This is a genomic window from Priestia sp. SB1, assembly GCF_038898415.1.
Genome location: NZ_JBBJSS010000002.1, coordinates 208,340 through 224,567 on the forward strand (window position 1 = coordinate 208,340; position 16,228 = coordinate 224,567).

Below are 16,228 nucleotides of genomic sequence, written 5' to 3' on the forward strand. Positions count from 1 at the left end.
ATTTGGATGTTTCTCTTGAAAAATCATAACTTAATTAAGAGATTTTTTAAGCCACGCTTTAAAAGTTCCATATCTTGTACTGGGTTTGAAACGTCTCCACCTTTAGCTTCAGATGTTAGTTTAGCTAAATGTTTAGGTTTCTTACCAGGCTTTAGTGTCCAGCTATCTTTAATACAAAGCTCAAAATGCTTGTACTTTGTTATGGTTCTATCAGCTATGCATTCTGCTATATAGTTAATTGTGACATTATCGCATTCTTTTACTGTTTTCTTAACAATATTAATAGAATTATGATTAACAGCAGTGGCATCTAGTTCTTCTAGTTCGCTTGCTTCTTGCTCAGTTTGTTTCAGTTCAGTAGGAATGCTTGAAATATAAGAGTTTTCTTCATCGATACTATCGAGTTCTTTGGTATCTAAAACTGTTGTATTGGATAACTCTTTCTTTTCTCCGCTCTTTCCCAAAACATTGGAAGGTTCAACAGTTTCTTTAGGTTCATTCTTATTACTGTCTTCAGGAGTAATAGAATCTTTTTCTTCGGAGGAATAAGTACTTAAATCATCCGTAGTGTTGCCGGTAGCGGCTTTTTCTTCATTAATATCGCTAGTATTAGGTGGTGTTGTTTCCTCAGTTTCATTAATTAAGATATCTAAAGTCAATTGTGACAAACCTCTTTGGATATCGTTTGAACGGTCCTCTAATATAGAAGGGGGAAGGGTATTATTCGCTTGGTTTGTTTGCTCTTCCTTTTTAATTTTATCTTTTATATCTACTATTTTATTAGAACAATTCAAAGTGGAATTCCCAAAAACTTGAGTGATTTCTTTTTCAATTCTTTCTTCTTCGACAAGTGCGCTTTGACTTAAGGTGGAATCTGGAAAGACTCTTGCTAACTGTTCCTCATCATTTACAAATAAAGTTTCAAGGTTGGAAGCTTCTTGATAACTCAATTCCTCTGAAGTTAATTTGTTAGATTGATTAGTTTCTGTTAATGCATTTAATGCGCTCATTTTGAACACTCCTTTAAGTAAGTTTATGGGAATATTATAGAGTGTTATTTAAGAAAATAAGGAAAAAAATCAATTTATAAGGATGTATATCTGGTGACATAAAAAAATAAGAGCCTAAGCTCTTATTTACCTAAAAATGATTTGAATTGCCAAATGCGGTCCTCAAAATAAGTAATAATACCAATAAAGAAATCTTCACTTACAGGATCATTAGCAGCATCAGCTAATTCAATACCTGTCTTTAACTCAGAAACTAATTGAGTATAATCTTTGATGACGGTTTCTAACATACTCTGAGCATCTTTAAACTCTTTTTGGTTTTCAACAAGTGTTGTGTGCTCTAAATATTCTTTTAAAGATGTAATTGGTTTTCCACCTACCATTAGTAGACGTTCTGAAAAGTCATCTACTCTCTCAAAAGAATACTTAAACTCTTCACGTAATTCGTTGTGTAATGTAAAGAAACTAGACCCATTCACATAATAATGAAAGTGGTGAAGCTTCTCTGTTAAAACAGCGAAGTTCGCTACTTGTTGGTTTAAAAAAGTATGTAATTGATTTGACACTAAAACATCACCTCGTATTAAAAGAAAGTAAAAGTATCATAATCTGAAATGAAAAAATATGTAAAGAAAATGAAAAAAGTGCTAAGCGATTATTTGGTAAGAGTAATTTCTAAAAGAAAAAAACCCTTCGCAAAAAGGGTTTTAAGGTGTATTGTTATTAACTTTGGGTCTGTTTCAATCCATATCTTCCTAGAAGTAAGCGAGAAGGGAAACCAGACCAACTCTGATAATTATCAGAAGCTAAAAGGAATTCTTTATCATTAATTATATTGAAATGATTAAAGAAATCGCTATTAGCACAAATTTCAATATTTATCTCTCCAATGAAAACAAACATTGCATTAGGGTTTACTTCGTATAATTTTTCTAGTGCTCTAAACGCAGTGTCGTTAGCTTGAGGAAAGCTGCAGATAACAATATCTGTTTCAGATCCGTATTTTTCTACAGCATCTACGGCATCTATACTTTCGATATCAGTTAGTGTATCTAAATTTCCCCAAAGTGTGTCGTTACCTTGCCAAGAAAAGTTATCTGTTGATTTAACATCAATTCCTTTTAAACGCAATGCGTGTGAGAGCCAACCTCTGCCGGCCATTATTTCAAGACATTTTCTTCCGTTAATCCATTGGACTAGCGGATTTATCCATCTCCAAGAAACAAAACCTATCATTCCAGCTTTAACGTATGTTTCTCTTAAGGAAAAAGCCTCAATAAAATTAAAAGACATAGAATTGGCTGTGTATTCGTGTGAGTACTCTTTGGGCATTTCTTCTGGTATTTCTGAGACTACTGTAATCTTTTTAGAAAGAGATTCGTCTTTTAAGTTGTTTGTGTTATTAAACCTGTTTTTCATATAGAATATCTCCTTTAAGTTTTTAATATTTTAATACGAAAAAATATTAGCAGGAGTAAATTATAAATAAACCTTAATTTAAGGAACGGTATGTACTATCAGAAAATAACTCAAGATCAGAACCATACTTAAAGATAATATCTTTTCTAACGTTTTCTTTTGCTTCTTCACTTAAAAGGTGAGAGGTTAATACGGAAGAATCGTAGCTGCGTGTTCTAACAAGGTCTCTTTTTTTCTTATTATTGCAGGATTTGCATAAGGGAATATGGTTAACTGGTTGTTTAATAAAACAGCCGTGACACTAGGCTTCGTATTGGTAATCAGACATCAAAAGATACCTCATATAGTTAATTATTTGTTGGTTAATATATGTATTCAGCAGTGATTTTGCTTAAGAATTACAATACTAATAGTATAGCAAACAGCTTTCTAAGAAAAGACTCTAAAAAAAGAACCTTATTTAACCGCGGATAATCGAGTTAATAAGGTTCTTTCAATTTATATAAAACTGCCTATTACACGGAATTTTTTGTATCTATGTTCCGCTAGTTCCTCTTTTTTAAATTTAGAAAGCTCAGTTAATGATTTTTCTAATTGGTTGTGTATGTACTCAGCTTGAAGAGGGATATTCTTTTGAGCTCCGCCTAAAACCTCTGGAATAATTCCATCAATAGCTCCTAGTTCTAAGAGGTCAGGAGGAGTAATCTTCATTGTCTCAGCCGCTGTCTGAGCTTTAGAAGAGTCCTTCCAGAGTAATGAAGCAGCTCCTTCTGGTGAGATAACACTGTAGTATGTATTCTCTAGCATAAAGATATGATTTCCAACACCTAAAGCTAGTGCGCCACCGCTACCACCTTCACCAATAACAATACAAATAATAGGAACAGTAAGTCCGGCCATTTCGCGCAAGTTACGAGCAATTGCTTCCGATTGACCACGTTCTTCCGCTTCTTTCCCAGGGTATGCACCTGCTGTATTAATGAAACAGATAATAGGGCGGTTAAACTTATTAGCTTGTTGCATTAATCTTAAAGCTTTTCGATAGCCTTCGGGGTGAGGCATACCAAAGTTACGTTGTAAATTTTCCTTAGTTGTTTTTCCTTTTTGGTGTCCAATAACTGTTACGGGTTTGCCTTGGAATAATGCAATCCCACTTACAATAGCTTCGTCATCACCATATAAACGATCACCGTGTAGTTCTATAAAGTCATTAAACAAATAACGAATATAATCAAGGGAAGTAGGGCGTTCAATATGACGAGCAAGTTTTACTCTCTCCCAAGGGGTAATACGTTCGTGGGCGTTTTTTTGAAGGGTTTCAAATTTTGTTTGTAGAGAAGAAATATCATCTGATAAATCAATATTTTGTTCTGTAGAAAATTTCTTTAATTCAGCAATCTTAAGTTCTAACTGTTCTAGTTCTTCAATAACATTAGTTTCTTTAGTCAAAGCAATTACTCCTTATAGAGAATGGATTTTAAGAATTGTAGTTAAATTATCTTTCATTTCTTTACGGGGGACAATCATATCAAGCTGACCATTTTTTAATAGGAATTCAGCGGTTTGGAAATCATCAGGAAGTTCCTGCCTAATCGTTTGTTCAATTATTCTTCTACCAGCAAAGCCAATTAGAGCTTTTGGTTCTGAAATATTAATATCGCCTAGTGAGGCAAAACTAGCTGATACACCACCAGTAGTAGGGTGAGTAAGATAAGAAATAAATAACAAGCCTTCTTTATTCATTTTATCAAGCGCTGCGCTAGTTTTAGCCATCTGCATTAAGCTAAGAACACCTTCTTGCATTCGAGCACCACCAGAAGCAGAAAATAGAATAAAAGGCACTTTCTTTTCAATAGCTTTTTCAATAGCACGAGTAATTTTTTCTCCTACTACAGATCCCATACTCCCCATACGGAAATTGGAATCCATCACACCAACAACAACAGGAAATTCGTTAATTGTTCCTTCGCCCGTCATAATGGCATCGTTCATCTTTGTTTTTTTCATATCTTGTTTAAGTTTATCTTTATAACCCTCGAAATTCAGTGGGTTGTCTGAAGAAAGTTTTTTATCATATTCGACAAAAGTACCAGCATCTATAAGGAATTCAATACGGTCTTTAGCAGAGGTGGGCATATGGTGACCACAAGTGGGACATACAAATAAATTATTTTTTAATTCTTTTGTGTAGGTAATATTGTTACAAGAAGAACATTTGCTAAACAAGCCTTTAGGTACGTTGTCAATAATTTTTGATTTGACTTCTTGAGTTTGTGTTATAAGTTTATTTTTTGAGAAGAAATTTTTTAACATTGGGTTACTCCTTTTTGAGTGGTCAGACCACTTAAGTACTTATAAAGTTTTTAGGAGAAAAAGATAAAAACCTTTAATGGATTTGCCGGAATGCTTGATGGAAGTATGCTTGTAAAATATTCTGTTAATAATGGCGACTACTAAGCTTTAATGACAAGGAGTGCTAAAAATGGAGAGTTGGTTTGATAGAATCGTTGTTGAATTAGAGGATCTATTGTGTGGAAGATGTGACTTTTTGGATGAGTTAATTGCTAACGATATTCTAACTTTTAACGTCTTGTATTATGATAAGCCGCCTAGAATTTCTTTTACGCTGGTAGAAGCTATTCAGAGGGAAGGGGCCGACACAACTACTCTAACCGAGTTTGAGATTGAGTATAATCAGGCTGAAGAATATTTTTATTTTGAGGTTGTCGGTGAAGGTGACGGTAATAGCGTGAGGGTGATGCTTGAAGATACTGATAGCTTATTGGATTTCATTCATAACCGCGTTCACAATATAATGGATATGGAAGAATACAATGGTGTTATTACAAGCGATGGTCAGGTATATAAAAATGAGGAAGAATTACTAGAACACTTCAACTTTTTTGCTAAGGAAAGAGAAGAAAACGATAGCAATTTAAAAGATGTTGAGTGGTTCTCAAATATAGAGTCCATAGCAAAAATGGACGTTCCGAAGAAAAAAGAAATGAAAAGTATTATTGAGTTTGGTGTAAACGAATTTAAGAAAGAATTCGCCATTAAAAAGTCACTATTAGTTCGAGGAGAATCTAATGAATATATAGCTGGCGAAGCACAGCTTTCCTACTTAATTATTAATAAGGAAGAGGCAAAGCAAATAATTGAGGAACTACAGAAATATACTGCGTCCTAATAAAAAAGAGCGGCTTAACATAATTAGTGTTAAGTCGCTCTTTTGGTCTTAGAATTAACCTAAAATGTTGAAGCCTGAATCTACATATACTACTTCACCAGTAACACCGCGAGATAAGTGACTAAGCATAGCAACACTCATATCGCCAACTTCTTCTTTTGTAACGTTCTTTTTTAATGGAGCTTCTTCTTCAATTTTGTGAAGAATTTCATTGAACGAACCTACACCTTTTGCTGATACTGTTTTAACCGCTCCGGCAGAAATAGCATTAACTCGAATGTTATCTTTTCCAAGGTCAAGTGATAGGTATTTCACGCTTGATTCTAAGGCTGCTTTTGCAACGCCCATAACATTGTATCCTGGAACCGCTCTTTCAGCTCCTAGATAGCTCATAGTAATGATAGAACCCCCTTCTGTCATATAAGGTTTAGCTTCTCTTGCTACGGCAATAAGAGAGTATGCGCTTGTATCTTGAGCAAATGCATAACCTTCTCTAGAAGTATTAATAAAGTCTCCTCGAAGATCTTCTTTCTTAGAACTTGCTAGAGAGTGTACGATACCGTGAATAACACCAACAGATTCACCAATTCGTTGAAACGCTTCTTTAATGCTGGCGTCATCATTAGCATCACACTGTACAACAAGAGGTTGTGGTAAGTCGTTTTTATTGATAATGTCTGTTAGTTTTTTTAGTGAACGATCTGATCTATATGTATAAATAACATTTGCTCCGGTTGCATATAGTGATTTTGCAACTCCCCAGGCTAAACTGCGCTCGTTTGCTACGCCCATAACTACGATATTTTTATTCTTTAGTTTTAAGATATCTTCCATATGTAAGTAATCCTCCAAGTAATGCGTACCCATTTGTTGAGTTACGTTTTTCAATAATGCTTACACATTATATGTTAAAAATAACGTGAATTAAATAGGGGTACTAAATGAAAAATAATTCTGACAGCTCATTGAAAACGTTCTAATAAGTAGCATTTAATGAAAAAGTTGGCGGATAATATTATAATTGTTGCTTATGCTACTAGTAACAAACAAAATTGGAGTGTTAATTTTATGTCAGAAGTTAAGATGAAAGAAAGCAAAGAATTGCCTGTAAGCCAGTGGGTAAGAGAGTATCTAGAATATCACGGAACAGGCGAAATGAACTTAGGACCACTGAATGAAGAGGTAAGAGTAAGAGATACTAAAGTTCAACAAAGTAAAGATAATTGGATTGCAGCATATAAGGAATATTATGAACTGTAAAAAGAAGTCTTCAACTCGCATAAGATGTGCGTAGTTGAAGACTTCTTTTATTGCAGTTATTTCAGAACTTTAATTCTTGTCCCGCATTTGCAGATGTTTATGTGTTCTTTTAGCTCAACTGTTTCGTTACATTGTGGGCATTTATAAGGTGTGTTGGTCATAAGTAATCTTCCTCTTCTTTGTGTTTACTCACATAATAACTCTTTTAAGTAGTTTCGTGCACTAAAATATAGAGTCAAATTAACAAATGTGAAACTACTAAAACATTTAAACACGTTTTATGTTAAAATATCCAAAGATGTTTAATTTTGGTGTTTGTTAAAAAGGAAAGAGGGGCAAATAATTTGGCTAAACAAAAATCTAATATGCTGCGCTTTGGCATTATATCGGCAAGTGTCATTGTTGGGGTTATCGTTATCACAGTAGTTGTTTATAACCTTAGTATGAAGCCAAGTAATGCAAAAACAGAGGAGATCCAAAAAGAAGCAAAAAGCTACATTAGTGAACATTTCAGCAGTTCAGTTCACCTCATCGGAACAGTTTATGACAATATGGGCAATATGAATTATGATTATGCTGCTAAAGCGGAAGACAAAAAAACAGGAACGCAATTTGTTATTTATCGTAGTGGGGAAACTAATAAATTAGTAGATACGTATGTTGCGCAAAAATGGTCTGATGATGTTAGAAAAGATACTCTTCCTTATGTTCATAAAAAGCTCGGAAAGAAAGCGGATGTACTTGCATATTATGACGATGAGATAGGTGAAAAGCTACGCCTTTCCCCTTTAAATATGGGTTCTTACAAAGACCGTGATGTGTATGTAACAGTTCGTGTGTCGCTTCCTCGTAAAAAGAAGACTACGGATAATAAAGAGTTTAAAGAAATGGTTTCTTATTTGGAAAAGGATTTAAAGATAAAAAGTGGGCAATTGATTGTAGGATATGTTGCTGAGAACGGTGAGATATTAGAAGATAACGAATGGCATAAAACGTTTGGTTCACAAACTAAATAGAGCGCAAAAAAGAAGAGGGTTCGTTTCCTCTTCTTTTATTATTTTTTGCAAAAACAAAACTTACATTTTTCTTCTAGTTCGCATTCAGCTAACAAAGAATCACAATAAGCATTAATTTCCTCTTTGTATTTAACTGCTAATACAGCTGCAGCTACACCGGTAGCAACACCTAATAGATATTTTTTCATAGTGTATCACCTCCTGCGTAGCAGTCTAATGATAATTGTTAAAAAAGAAAGAAAAAGCGAAAAACAATTTAAAGAATTTAAATATGTTTTGAAAAAAGACCTCTATAATGTCAGGGAATGAATAGAGATTTAAAGAGGAATTTTAAATGCAAGGTGAAATGTTTTTTTCGGAAATTGAAGTACAGTCTAATGAAAAGGTAGAGACTCAAGCAACACACATTGCTAAGTGGTTACAGATTGAATTTGATTTGATGGAAAAGAAAGAGTTTATGTATGTTTTTGCAAAAAGTTGTGAAATAAAAGAGCAACAAGAGAAAATTAACGAAAAGAAGGTAAAGTACGGTAATAAGGTTTTGAAGGACTTTCCTAAACCTGTTAGCCTACTGGTTAAACAAAAACTAAAACAAACAACTGGACTGCCCTTTTAGAATAGGCTTTTATAAGGAACTCTATTGAAACTTTTTTGTGTTTCAACCGTATATATAAAATAAGGGAATTATGTTATTTATTACATAGAAATTATGAAAACAACGTTATTTAAAGAGAAAAAGCAATGGAAAAAGGGGACTTCAAATGAAAAAAGTAATGCTAATTGTTTTATCATCTATCTTTGTGTTATCAACAAATATACAGGTCGCACAGGCTTTTAGCTCTGGTAGTAGAGGAGGATACAGCTCAAGTTCTAGGTCTAGCTACAGTTCCAGGTCTAGTTATAGCTCAGGATCAAGCTATAAATCTAGTTCAAGTTCTTCAAGTTCTAGTTCTAAACCAAGCACGAGTTCAAGTTCTAGTCCCAAAAGTAGCGGAAGCAGTTATAAATCGGGAGTAAAAAGTTATAAGCCTTCTACTTCAGACACAACTAAAAAAACTACTACTAATACACAATCGAGTAATTCAGAAGCTAAAAAAGATACTGGTAAAGTTTCACTTACTAAACCTGATACTAAAACCCAAAATAAAACGGAAACACCTGAAACGAAAAAAGCTACTACTAATTCACAAAATAATGCAGCTACGAATCAACAAAATATTAATGGCAATAATAACTTATCAAAAGATTCATCTGACTACGACTATAAGAGAAAACATCGATATACTGGGCCGGTACCAAATAAATCAAAGTTCTTATACACCGCTCTTGGCGCATATTTAATATACAAGTTCACTCAACCAAATGGTCAACCTGTATATGCGAACGTTGAGAATGGCAAAGAAGTAGAAATGGATGATGTAAAGGATTATAAAGAAGTAAATTCTATTCCTGAAGATGTAAATGTAAATTCAGACTTAAAAAAAGATGTAAATGAATTAAAGACAGAGAACCAACAACAGATAGCAGCTGATAAAGCGAATGAAAAGGCCTTAAAAGAAGAAGCTGAAAAGAAAGACAAAACGCGCTTATATACAATTATTGGTTTGGTTGTCGCTGTATTAGCAGGCATATTATTTATAAATAAACGAAAAGGAAAAGTTAGTTAACTAACTTTTCCTTTTTTTTCGTATGGGACACATTCTGAACAGAGTGAATAACAATGCTCACAAATGCTAATCTCTATTTTTCTGTCTCCGTATAATACACTGACTTCTTTCATTTTATCCCTACACAAATCGCACCATTCATCATTAATACGCATTTTATCTAATAGCCTCCAAGTATCTGCTTTAAAGAATAACTGATTCGTCTACTTTTTCAATAGTAAACTTTTCTCTTACGATCTTATATTGCTTTAGGTACTTCTCGGCATCTTTTTCAGTTTTAAATTTCCTTGCTACAGAATGTTTATCCTTACCTTTTGAACATAAACATACTGAATTTAATTTTCTAATGTAATAGCCTTCATTGGAAGATAAGACAAAATAAAAAGGGTATTCCTTGTACTCGCTACGGTTGCGTTGTTGTCTAGGTAAATTTAAATTTTGTTCGTTAAAACGTAAGTTCAGTTGCGTTATGCCATCTTCAATTATTACGCTTTTATTTTTAATTTTATCAAGAGTTTCTAAAAGCTCAATTGTTGAAGTGATTGGGTGTTCTTTTTCACTTCCAGAGCTCGCTTCGACAATTACCAATGTATTACCGTGTTCGGTAAAGTACTCAACAGACTTAGCTGTATTAGTCCCGTTAACAAACCATCTTTTAAACTCATCTTCTTTAAAAGAAGAATTTCGAGTGCGGTAGAAATCGTAGCTGTTATATGAATTTGCTAATTTAAAAATTTCTCGTTCAGAAAACAAGATCTTGTTAGTTTTGTCTTTATTAAATACGCTCCACGTTTTAACAGGTGTCTTCTTGCCGTTTAAGGTTAATTTAAACTGGCCGCTGTTTCCGTGTTGAAATAAGGGGATATATCTGTCTCCAACAACAATAAATTGTCTGCTGTAAATAATCTCGTAGTTCATAATTACTCTCCTTGTGCTATGTACCTTGTTGGATAATGTATGAAGTATAAAAAAGAAGATAAAAAAATTCTTATATTTACATACAATAGGTGTCTTATATTTTTTAATTAATTAGTTGTGTACATATTATAAAATACTCAAAAACAAAATCGGAAAAAAATCACGTGTTTTTTAAAATTGGTGAAAAAAATAAAAGAGAACAACCTAATGCTGGATAATACTATATTTTTTTGTGCTTAAAGTTAATAAGTGGAAGTGAAAAGAAAATAAAACGAATTTTTTATTTCTATAAATATTTATAAAAAACACTCTATTTCAGGAATTAAGAAACAGGCGTGTAAAGAAAAAGTAGAGAAATTAATGAAGAGGTAGATCCTTTTTTTGTTTTGAGGGAGTGTTTTGTTTGAGAAAAAAGACAGTTATTATAACGGCTTCAATATTAATTGCAGGTGGTGTAGTAGTTGTAGGATATAACGCATTAAATAAAGACGATGTAGTTAAACAAGAGCATACAATTATTGCTTCTAAAGGCGATATTCAGGTTAATATTACGGCTAACGGTGTAGTAGAAGCTACTACGGTTGATAAAATTGTCCCTTCCGCTAGCGGGAAAATAAAAGAAAATTATTTAGAAGATCAAAAGTTAGTTAAAAGGGGAGATTTATTGGTTACTTTTGAGGGAGGAGATTTTGGTCAAGAGTTAGCTCAACAAGAAGCTAGTTTGGAAAAACAGAAGATAGATTTAAAAACATTAGAGAATAATTTGGAGAAAAACAATAAGAACTTAGCCATCTTTTCGCCTTATGATGGATCCATTAAGGATGTTTTGATAACTACAGGGGATAGTGTGCAAGTAGGTCAAACAGTGGCTTTAATTGATAAAGAGGGAGAAGTTAAGGAATTGAAGGCAAAAGCCACCGGTGAGGTTTCAGTAATAAATGTAGAACCAGGGACGTGGATTTCATCAGGGAATAATGTTATTCAATTAACCTCAAACAAAGATTTAGAAAATCAAATTGAAAAGCAAAAATTAGACATAAGAGGGACAGAGAAAAGCATTCAAGATCTTAAAGAAAAACAAGAAGTTCCTGAATCGATTTATGCACCTTTCGATGGCGAAGTAACAGTGGCAGAAGAAACGGCTGTAGGTAGCACAATTAATATAAATTCAGTACTCGGAACTATTACAAACTATTCAGAGTTTAAATTAGCGTTAGCTATAGATGAATTAGATATACCAAAGGTGAAAATTGGGCAAAAAGTAGAGATTACTGCAGGGGCGTATTCTGGAGAAAGATTTGAAGGTGAAGTTATTAAGATTGCAAGTCAAGGCAAGACGACTAACGGTGTATCTACATTTGATGTAGAAGTGTCTATTAAAGATTCAAAAGAGTTAAAAGCAGGAATGACAGCAAATGCAAAAATTGTTGTTTCTAAGCAACAGAATACTCTTTTGGTTCCAGTAGAAGCTGTGAAAACAAAGAATGGTAAAAAGGTAGTTACAGTAGAATCAGCTAACGGAACAAAAGATTTTCCGGTAACTACGGGATTAAATAATGAAAATTACATTGAAATTGTAAGTGGATTAAAAGAGGGAGAAGAAATAGTTCTTCCTGTTACTTCTGCTCAGACTGTAAACCCTATCTTTGGTGGTAATGGCGAAAAAACAAAAACGTTAGGATCATCTAAGGGAACGCAAGGGGGTAATTAATTATGCTTATTTCTTTAGAGAAAATTAATAAGCAGTATACAGTTGGAGATGAAGTAGTAAAAGCCTTGGATAATGTGTCGTTGGAAATAGAAAAGGGAGAGTTTTTGGCTATTGTTGGTCCTTCCGGTTCTGGAAAATCAACATTAATGAACATTCTAGGATGCTTAGATATTCCTACTAGTGGAAAATACATTTTGGATGGTATAACGATTGAAAAAGCCAAAGAGAATGAACTCTCAACAATTCGCAATCAGAAAATAGGTTTTATCTTTCAAAACTTTAATCTTCTAACAAAATTGTCTGCTATTGAAAACGTAGAACTGCCGCTAATTTATAGAGGAGTAAAACAAGGGGAGAGAAGGAAAGTAGCAACAGAGTCATTAGAAAAGGTTGGTCTGGGGGAAAGAGTTCATCACCTTCCTACAAAATTATCTGGAGGCCAACAACAGCGTGTAGCTATAGCGAGAGCATTAGCAGGAAATCCACCAATACTTCTTGCGGATGAACCCACTGGCGCATTAGATTCAAAAACCAGTAAGGCTATTATGGAACTACTTAAAGAGTTAAATAAACAAGGACATACAATTGTTATTATTACTCACGATTTAGAAGTTGCTAACCAGGCTAAAAGGGTAGTTCAGATAAAGGATGGAAAGTTAGGGAATGTCACAGTGGGTGGTAAGAAATGAATTTTTTTACGGCTATAAAAATGGCAATGAAGAATTTAAAATCACATAAGTTACGTTCTTTTCTTACAATGCTCGGAATTGTTATTGGTATTTCATCAGTTATCACTCTCATATCGATTGCTCAAAGCTCTACACGGATGATTACAGATGAAGTCAAAGATTTAGGATCCAATTTAATTACTGTAGGAATTGTAGGTAGGGGAACTACGACTTCAATTGACTACAAAGAAACACTAGATTGGAAAGAAAAAGAAGGTATTGAAAAGGTTTCTCCTGTTATAAGTGGTAATGTAGAAGCGAAATACAACAGCAAGAAGGAAACAGTAAGCATTGATGGTATAACTCCTAATTACGAAGATGTGCAGAACTTTCATATTCAATCTGGAAGATACATAATGCCAATTGACGTAGATACAAGACAAAAAGTAGTATTAATCGGAGCAGAAGCAGCTAAGACGTTCTTTGGAAAAACAAATCCAATAGGTAAACAGCTCTCTTTAAATGGATTGCCTTTTACGGTTGTGGGACTACTTGAAGAAAAAGGGGAGTCATTGTTAAGTTCTTACGATGATAAGATATTGATACCTATTAGTACTTCAGAGAGATTACTTTTTACATCGGGTGTCAAAGTAGTTAATATTCAGGCTAGTAGTGCAGAAGATGTAGAGTTAGCTATTTCAACGATAGACAAAACATTAAAAACGAAATTTAAGAACGATACAAATAGTTATAGCATATTAAATCAGCAGGATCTATTGGATACGATGGATACAGTTACTCAAACAATGTCGTTGCTATTAGCGGGTATTTCAGGCATCTCCTTATTAGTAGGAGGTATAGGAATAATGAACATAATGCTTGTATCTGTAACAGAAAGAACAAAGGAAATTGGAATTAGAAAAGCAATAGGGGCTAAACGAAAAGATATTCTGAGTCTGTTCCTAATAGAGTCGGTTGTTCTAACGACAATTGGAGGAGTAATTGGCATTCTTATTGGAATTGGTGGAACATATGGAATCTCTAGTCTAATGAATGTAGAACCATATGTAGCACCTGCAATAGTTATATCTTCATTTATATTTTCTATGCTAATAGGTATTGTGTTTGGTATTTTACCGGCCAACAGAGCAGCAAAGTTAAAACCAATAGATGCATTGAGAAACGAATAGTATAAAAGTTCGCTTTACATAAGCGAACTTTTATTTGGTTGATATGGTACTATTTCTTCAGTAGTGAACTTAATTAAATCATTTATATAAATGTAAATTATAGGATTTTAATTCAATATATCCGACTAGTTTTATACTTTTTTAAGCTTTACTGAGGCAATTAATTACAAGGTAATTCACACCAACATAATCATAAATATAGGACTTGATATACCTTTTTTTAAAGGATTTGCGTATAAAAATATCATAAATATGTAATTTAAGGTAGTTTTATAAATTGTTAGCATTAGAATGAAAAATTTACCTCTATCCCCCCGCTATTAAATTGTTGCATAATGGTCACTGTTGAAAAAAAGTGTGGAGGTAAGACAATTGAAAAAAGGTATTATTGCATTAGGTTTGGCGGCATCACTAGCACTACCATTAACTGCTCAAGCAGCTACTACATATACGGTCCAAAAGGGCGACACGATGTGGAAAATTGCTTCAAAGTATCACGTAGGAACTTCTGAGGTTATTAAGAGTAATCCTTCGGTTAAAAACCCTAACACTATCTATCCTGGTCAAAAACTTAACATCCCTACAGTTGATTCAGCTACACAATCTTTTGAAGAACAAGTAGTTACATTAACAAATAAGGAAAGAGCAAAACAAGGTTTAAAACCACTTACAATGAATTGGGAGCTTCAAAGAGTAGCCCGCATTAAATCAGAAGATATGAGAGACAAAAATTACTTTGATCACAACTCTCCTACATACGGTTCACCATTTGATATGATGAAAAACTTTAGAATTAAATACACTAGCGCTGGGGAAAACATTGCAGCTGGACAACAAACTCCGGAAGCAGTTGTTAAGGCTTGGATGGAAAGCCCAGGTCACCGTGCAAACATCCTTAACAGCTCTTACAACCAAATTGGTGTAGGTTATGCTAAAGGCGGAAGTTATGGTATTTATTGGACTCAACAGTTTATTAAAAACTAAGAAACATAGAAAAAGAAGCACTTTTATAAGTGCTTCTTTTTTTCTACTAAGTATTCTAAAAACTGCTGTTTTTTTAATTTGTTTAAGAACCTGCATTCATATCCCTCTGTCTGGTCTTCAGAATAGATAGCAAATCCATAATGATAAGTAATTTTGTTTTTTTAACTATTTCCACTAGTAAGCTTGAAGTGGGGAGTTCAGTAGTCTTAAATAAAAGATTGGTTTATTTTCTATTTTCCATTACATATATGTCCTTGAAATCTTGTTTTTGAGCAACTTAAATGATAAAAGCAAGTAAGAGAAATCCATATTTAATGAAGTGGCTAGGTATGGGATATCTAACATATGCTTTTATCAAAAATAAGAGGTATCTATACAAATAGGTTCAATGAAAAAAGAGTGAGTGAAAGTAACTCATAAGAGGGAGTTAAGAAGCAAGGTCTATACGTGGGCACTTGGATCTTGTGGAGCTATTAGTGCAACCGACCGCTTTCTTTTACATTGTGGGGAGAAGATAATTGTGAAAAAAATTAAAGTAAGTAAAAAAGCTGCTGGATTAGTTTTAGCGGGTACAATTGTAATTAGCTCAATGGGTACTACAGCATATGCCGCTTATGGAGACCAATGGAATGCATTAATTACAAAAGGTGTAGACAAGCTATATACAGCTGTGTTCCCTGAAATTAAACAAAAGACTGATGAAAAAGAAACAGCTATTATTGATCAAATTTCAAACGATGTAAGTAGAAATGTAAAATTGATTAGTGAAGATGTTAAAAAGCATAAAGAACAATTAATTCAGCGTAATGAGAAAGAATTGGATAGTTACTACATTCAAACAATATCTGATTTAGAGACAACAGCAAATAATGCTTCGAAGGTAAAGAAAGATGAATTGACTAGGAAAGCTGATCAGGAGTTGAATGAAGCAAAGAGAAATATTGATGCTAAAATTCAAGCTGAACTAGTAAATGCAACTAATTGAACTACCCCCACTTAGCAAGCTTGAAGTGGGGGATTCCTAAAACCTTTAAAGACTTAGGAACCCTTCCCGTTCAACGGGGTCGGTTAACCATACAAATTACAGAAGTGTCCCTTCGGGACAACCGCACATACAGTTCTTTCTATGTAAGCAAGTGCTTGTAGCGGGTACCCCAACCTTCATTTGTATGGAATCGTTTGAACATCCTTGCAA

The 16,228-nt window shown here is 33.7% G+C and carries 18 protein-coding genes and 1 riboswitch; of the genes, 10 read left to right on the forward strand and 8 right to left on the reverse strand.

The features are described from left to right. Positions 1-23: 23 nt before the first annotated feature. The 5 genes from WKH56_RS06405 to accD form a co-directional block, all read right to left on the reverse strand. Positions 24-1,010: a hypothetical protein gene (locus WKH56_RS06405; RefSeq protein ID WP_342834939.1), complete on the reverse strand. Its 987-nt coding sequence runs from the start codon at positions 1,008-1,010 to the stop codon at positions 24-26. Positions 1,011-1,132: 122 nt separating this feature from the next. Beyond that, positions 1,133-1,576, reverse strand: coding sequence for a Dps family protein (locus WKH56_RS06410; RefSeq protein ID WP_342834940.1), 444 nt, complete (start codon positions 1,574-1,576; stop codon positions 1,133-1,135). A 157-nt stretch (positions 1,577-1,733) separates the two neighbouring features. After that, positions 1,734-2,429, reverse strand: a complete 696-nt coding sequence (locus WKH56_RS06415; RefSeq protein ID WP_342834941.1) for a hypothetical protein — start codon at positions 2,427-2,429, stop codon at positions 1,734-1,736. 498 nt (positions 2,430-2,927) lie between these two features. After that, positions 2,928-3,878: an acetyl-CoA carboxylase carboxyl transferase subunit alpha gene (gene accA, locus WKH56_RS06420; protein WP_342834942.1), complete on the reverse strand. Its 951-nt coding sequence runs from the start codon at positions 3,876-3,878 to the stop codon at positions 2,928-2,930. 12 nt (positions 3,879-3,890) lie between these two features. After that, the gene (accD, locus tag WKH56_RS06425; RefSeq protein ID WP_342834943.1) at positions 3,891-4,742 is read right to left on the reverse strand and encodes an acetyl-CoA carboxylase, carboxyltransferase subunit beta; all 852 of its coding nucleotides are present in this window, start codon (positions 4,740-4,742) and stop codon (positions 3,891-3,893) included. A 169-nt stretch (positions 4,743-4,911) separates the two neighbouring features. Between accD and WKH56_RS06430 the strand changes: the two genes are divergently transcribed. Continuing rightward, positions 4,912-5,619, forward strand: a complete 708-nt coding sequence (locus WKH56_RS06430) for a hypothetical protein (RefSeq protein WP_342834944.1) — start codon at positions 4,912-4,914, stop codon at positions 5,617-5,619. Positions 5,620-5,673: 54 nt separating this feature from the next. Here WKH56_RS06430 and WKH56_RS06435 read toward each other — a convergent pair whose 3' ends face one another. Beyond that, on the reverse strand, positions 5,674-6,453 hold the full coding sequence (locus WKH56_RS06435) for an SDR family oxidoreductase (protein ID WP_342835592.1): 780 nt from the start codon (positions 6,451-6,453) through the stop codon (positions 5,674-5,676). A 159-nt stretch (positions 6,454-6,612) separates the two neighbouring features. On the opposite strand from WKH56_RS06435, the gene WKH56_RS06440 reads away from it, so the two are divergent. Continuing rightward, positions 6,613-6,879, forward strand: coding sequence for a hypothetical protein (locus WKH56_RS06440; RefSeq protein WP_342834945.1), 267 nt, complete (start codon positions 6,613-6,615; stop codon positions 6,877-6,879). A gap of 344 nt (positions 6,880-7,223) precedes the next feature. Then, positions 7,224-7,895, forward strand: a complete 672-nt coding sequence (locus WKH56_RS06445) for a hypothetical protein (protein ID WP_342834946.1) — start codon at positions 7,224-7,226, stop codon at positions 7,893-7,895. A gap of 38 nt (positions 7,896-7,933) precedes the next feature. Here the strand turns inward: WKH56_RS06445 and WKH56_RS06450 are convergent, their stop codons facing one another. Further along, positions 7,934-8,083, reverse strand: a complete 150-nt coding sequence (locus WKH56_RS06450; protein WP_342834947.1) for a hypothetical protein — start codon at positions 8,081-8,083, stop codon at positions 7,934-7,936. Between the two features lie 146 nt (positions 8,084-8,229). Here WKH56_RS06450 and WKH56_RS06455 point away from each other — a divergent pair, with 146 nt between their 5' ends. After that, positions 8,230-8,511: a hypothetical protein gene (locus tag WKH56_RS06455; protein WP_342834948.1), complete on the forward strand. Its 282-nt coding sequence runs from the start codon at positions 8,230-8,232 to the stop codon at positions 8,509-8,511. A 145-nt stretch (positions 8,512-8,656) separates the two neighbouring features. Further along, positions 8,657-9,562 (forward strand): hypothetical protein, encoded by a 906-nt coding sequence (locus WKH56_RS06460; protein ID WP_342834949.1) that lies wholly within the window; start codon positions 8,657-8,659, stop codon positions 9,560-9,562. Between the two features lie 183 nt (positions 9,563-9,745). Here the strand turns inward: WKH56_RS06460 and WKH56_RS06465 are convergent, their stop codons facing one another. Beyond that, entirely contained in the window at positions 9,746-10,480 is a 735-nt protein-coding gene (locus WKH56_RS06465; RefSeq protein WP_342834950.1) for a hypothetical protein, read from the reverse strand. A 403-nt stretch (positions 10,481-10,883) separates the two neighbouring features. On the opposite strand from WKH56_RS06465, the gene WKH56_RS06470 reads away from it, so the two are divergent. From WKH56_RS06470 to WKH56_RS06490, 5 genes are all read left to right on the forward strand, one after another. Further along, positions 10,884-12,191 (forward strand): efflux RND transporter periplasmic adaptor subunit, encoded by a 1,308-nt coding sequence (locus WKH56_RS06470; RefSeq protein WP_342834951.1) that lies wholly within the window; start codon positions 10,884-10,886, stop codon positions 12,189-12,191. A 2-nt stretch (positions 12,192-12,193) separates the two neighbouring features. Further along, the gene (locus WKH56_RS06475; protein ID WP_342834952.1) at positions 12,194-12,880 is read left to right on the forward strand and encodes an ABC transporter ATP-binding protein; all 687 of its coding nucleotides are present in this window, start codon (positions 12,194-12,196) and stop codon (positions 12,878-12,880) included. Further along, a complete protein-coding gene (locus WKH56_RS06480; protein ID WP_342834953.1) occupies positions 12,877-14,049 on the forward strand; it encodes an ABC transporter permease in 1,173 nt (390 codons plus the stop codon). Before WKH56_RS06475 ends, WKH56_RS06480 begins: the two co-directional genes overlap by 4 nt. 372 nt (positions 14,050-14,421) lie before the next feature. Continuing rightward, positions 14,422-15,033, forward strand: coding sequence for a SafA/ExsA family spore coat assembly protein (safA, locus tag WKH56_RS06485; RefSeq protein WP_342834954.1), 612 nt, complete (start codon positions 14,422-14,424; stop codon positions 15,031-15,033). 413 nt (positions 15,034-15,446) lie between these two features. After that, a riboswitch (cyclic di-GMP riboswitch) is annotated at positions 15,447-15,530 on the forward strand. A 23-nt stretch (positions 15,531-15,553) separates the two neighbouring features. After that, the gene (locus WKH56_RS06490; RefSeq protein WP_316910605.1) at positions 15,554-16,018 is read left to right on the forward strand and encodes an intermediate filament family protein; all 465 of its coding nucleotides are present in this window, start codon (positions 15,554-15,556) and stop codon (positions 16,016-16,018) included. The last annotated feature ends 210 nt before the right edge of the window (positions 16,019-16,228 follow it).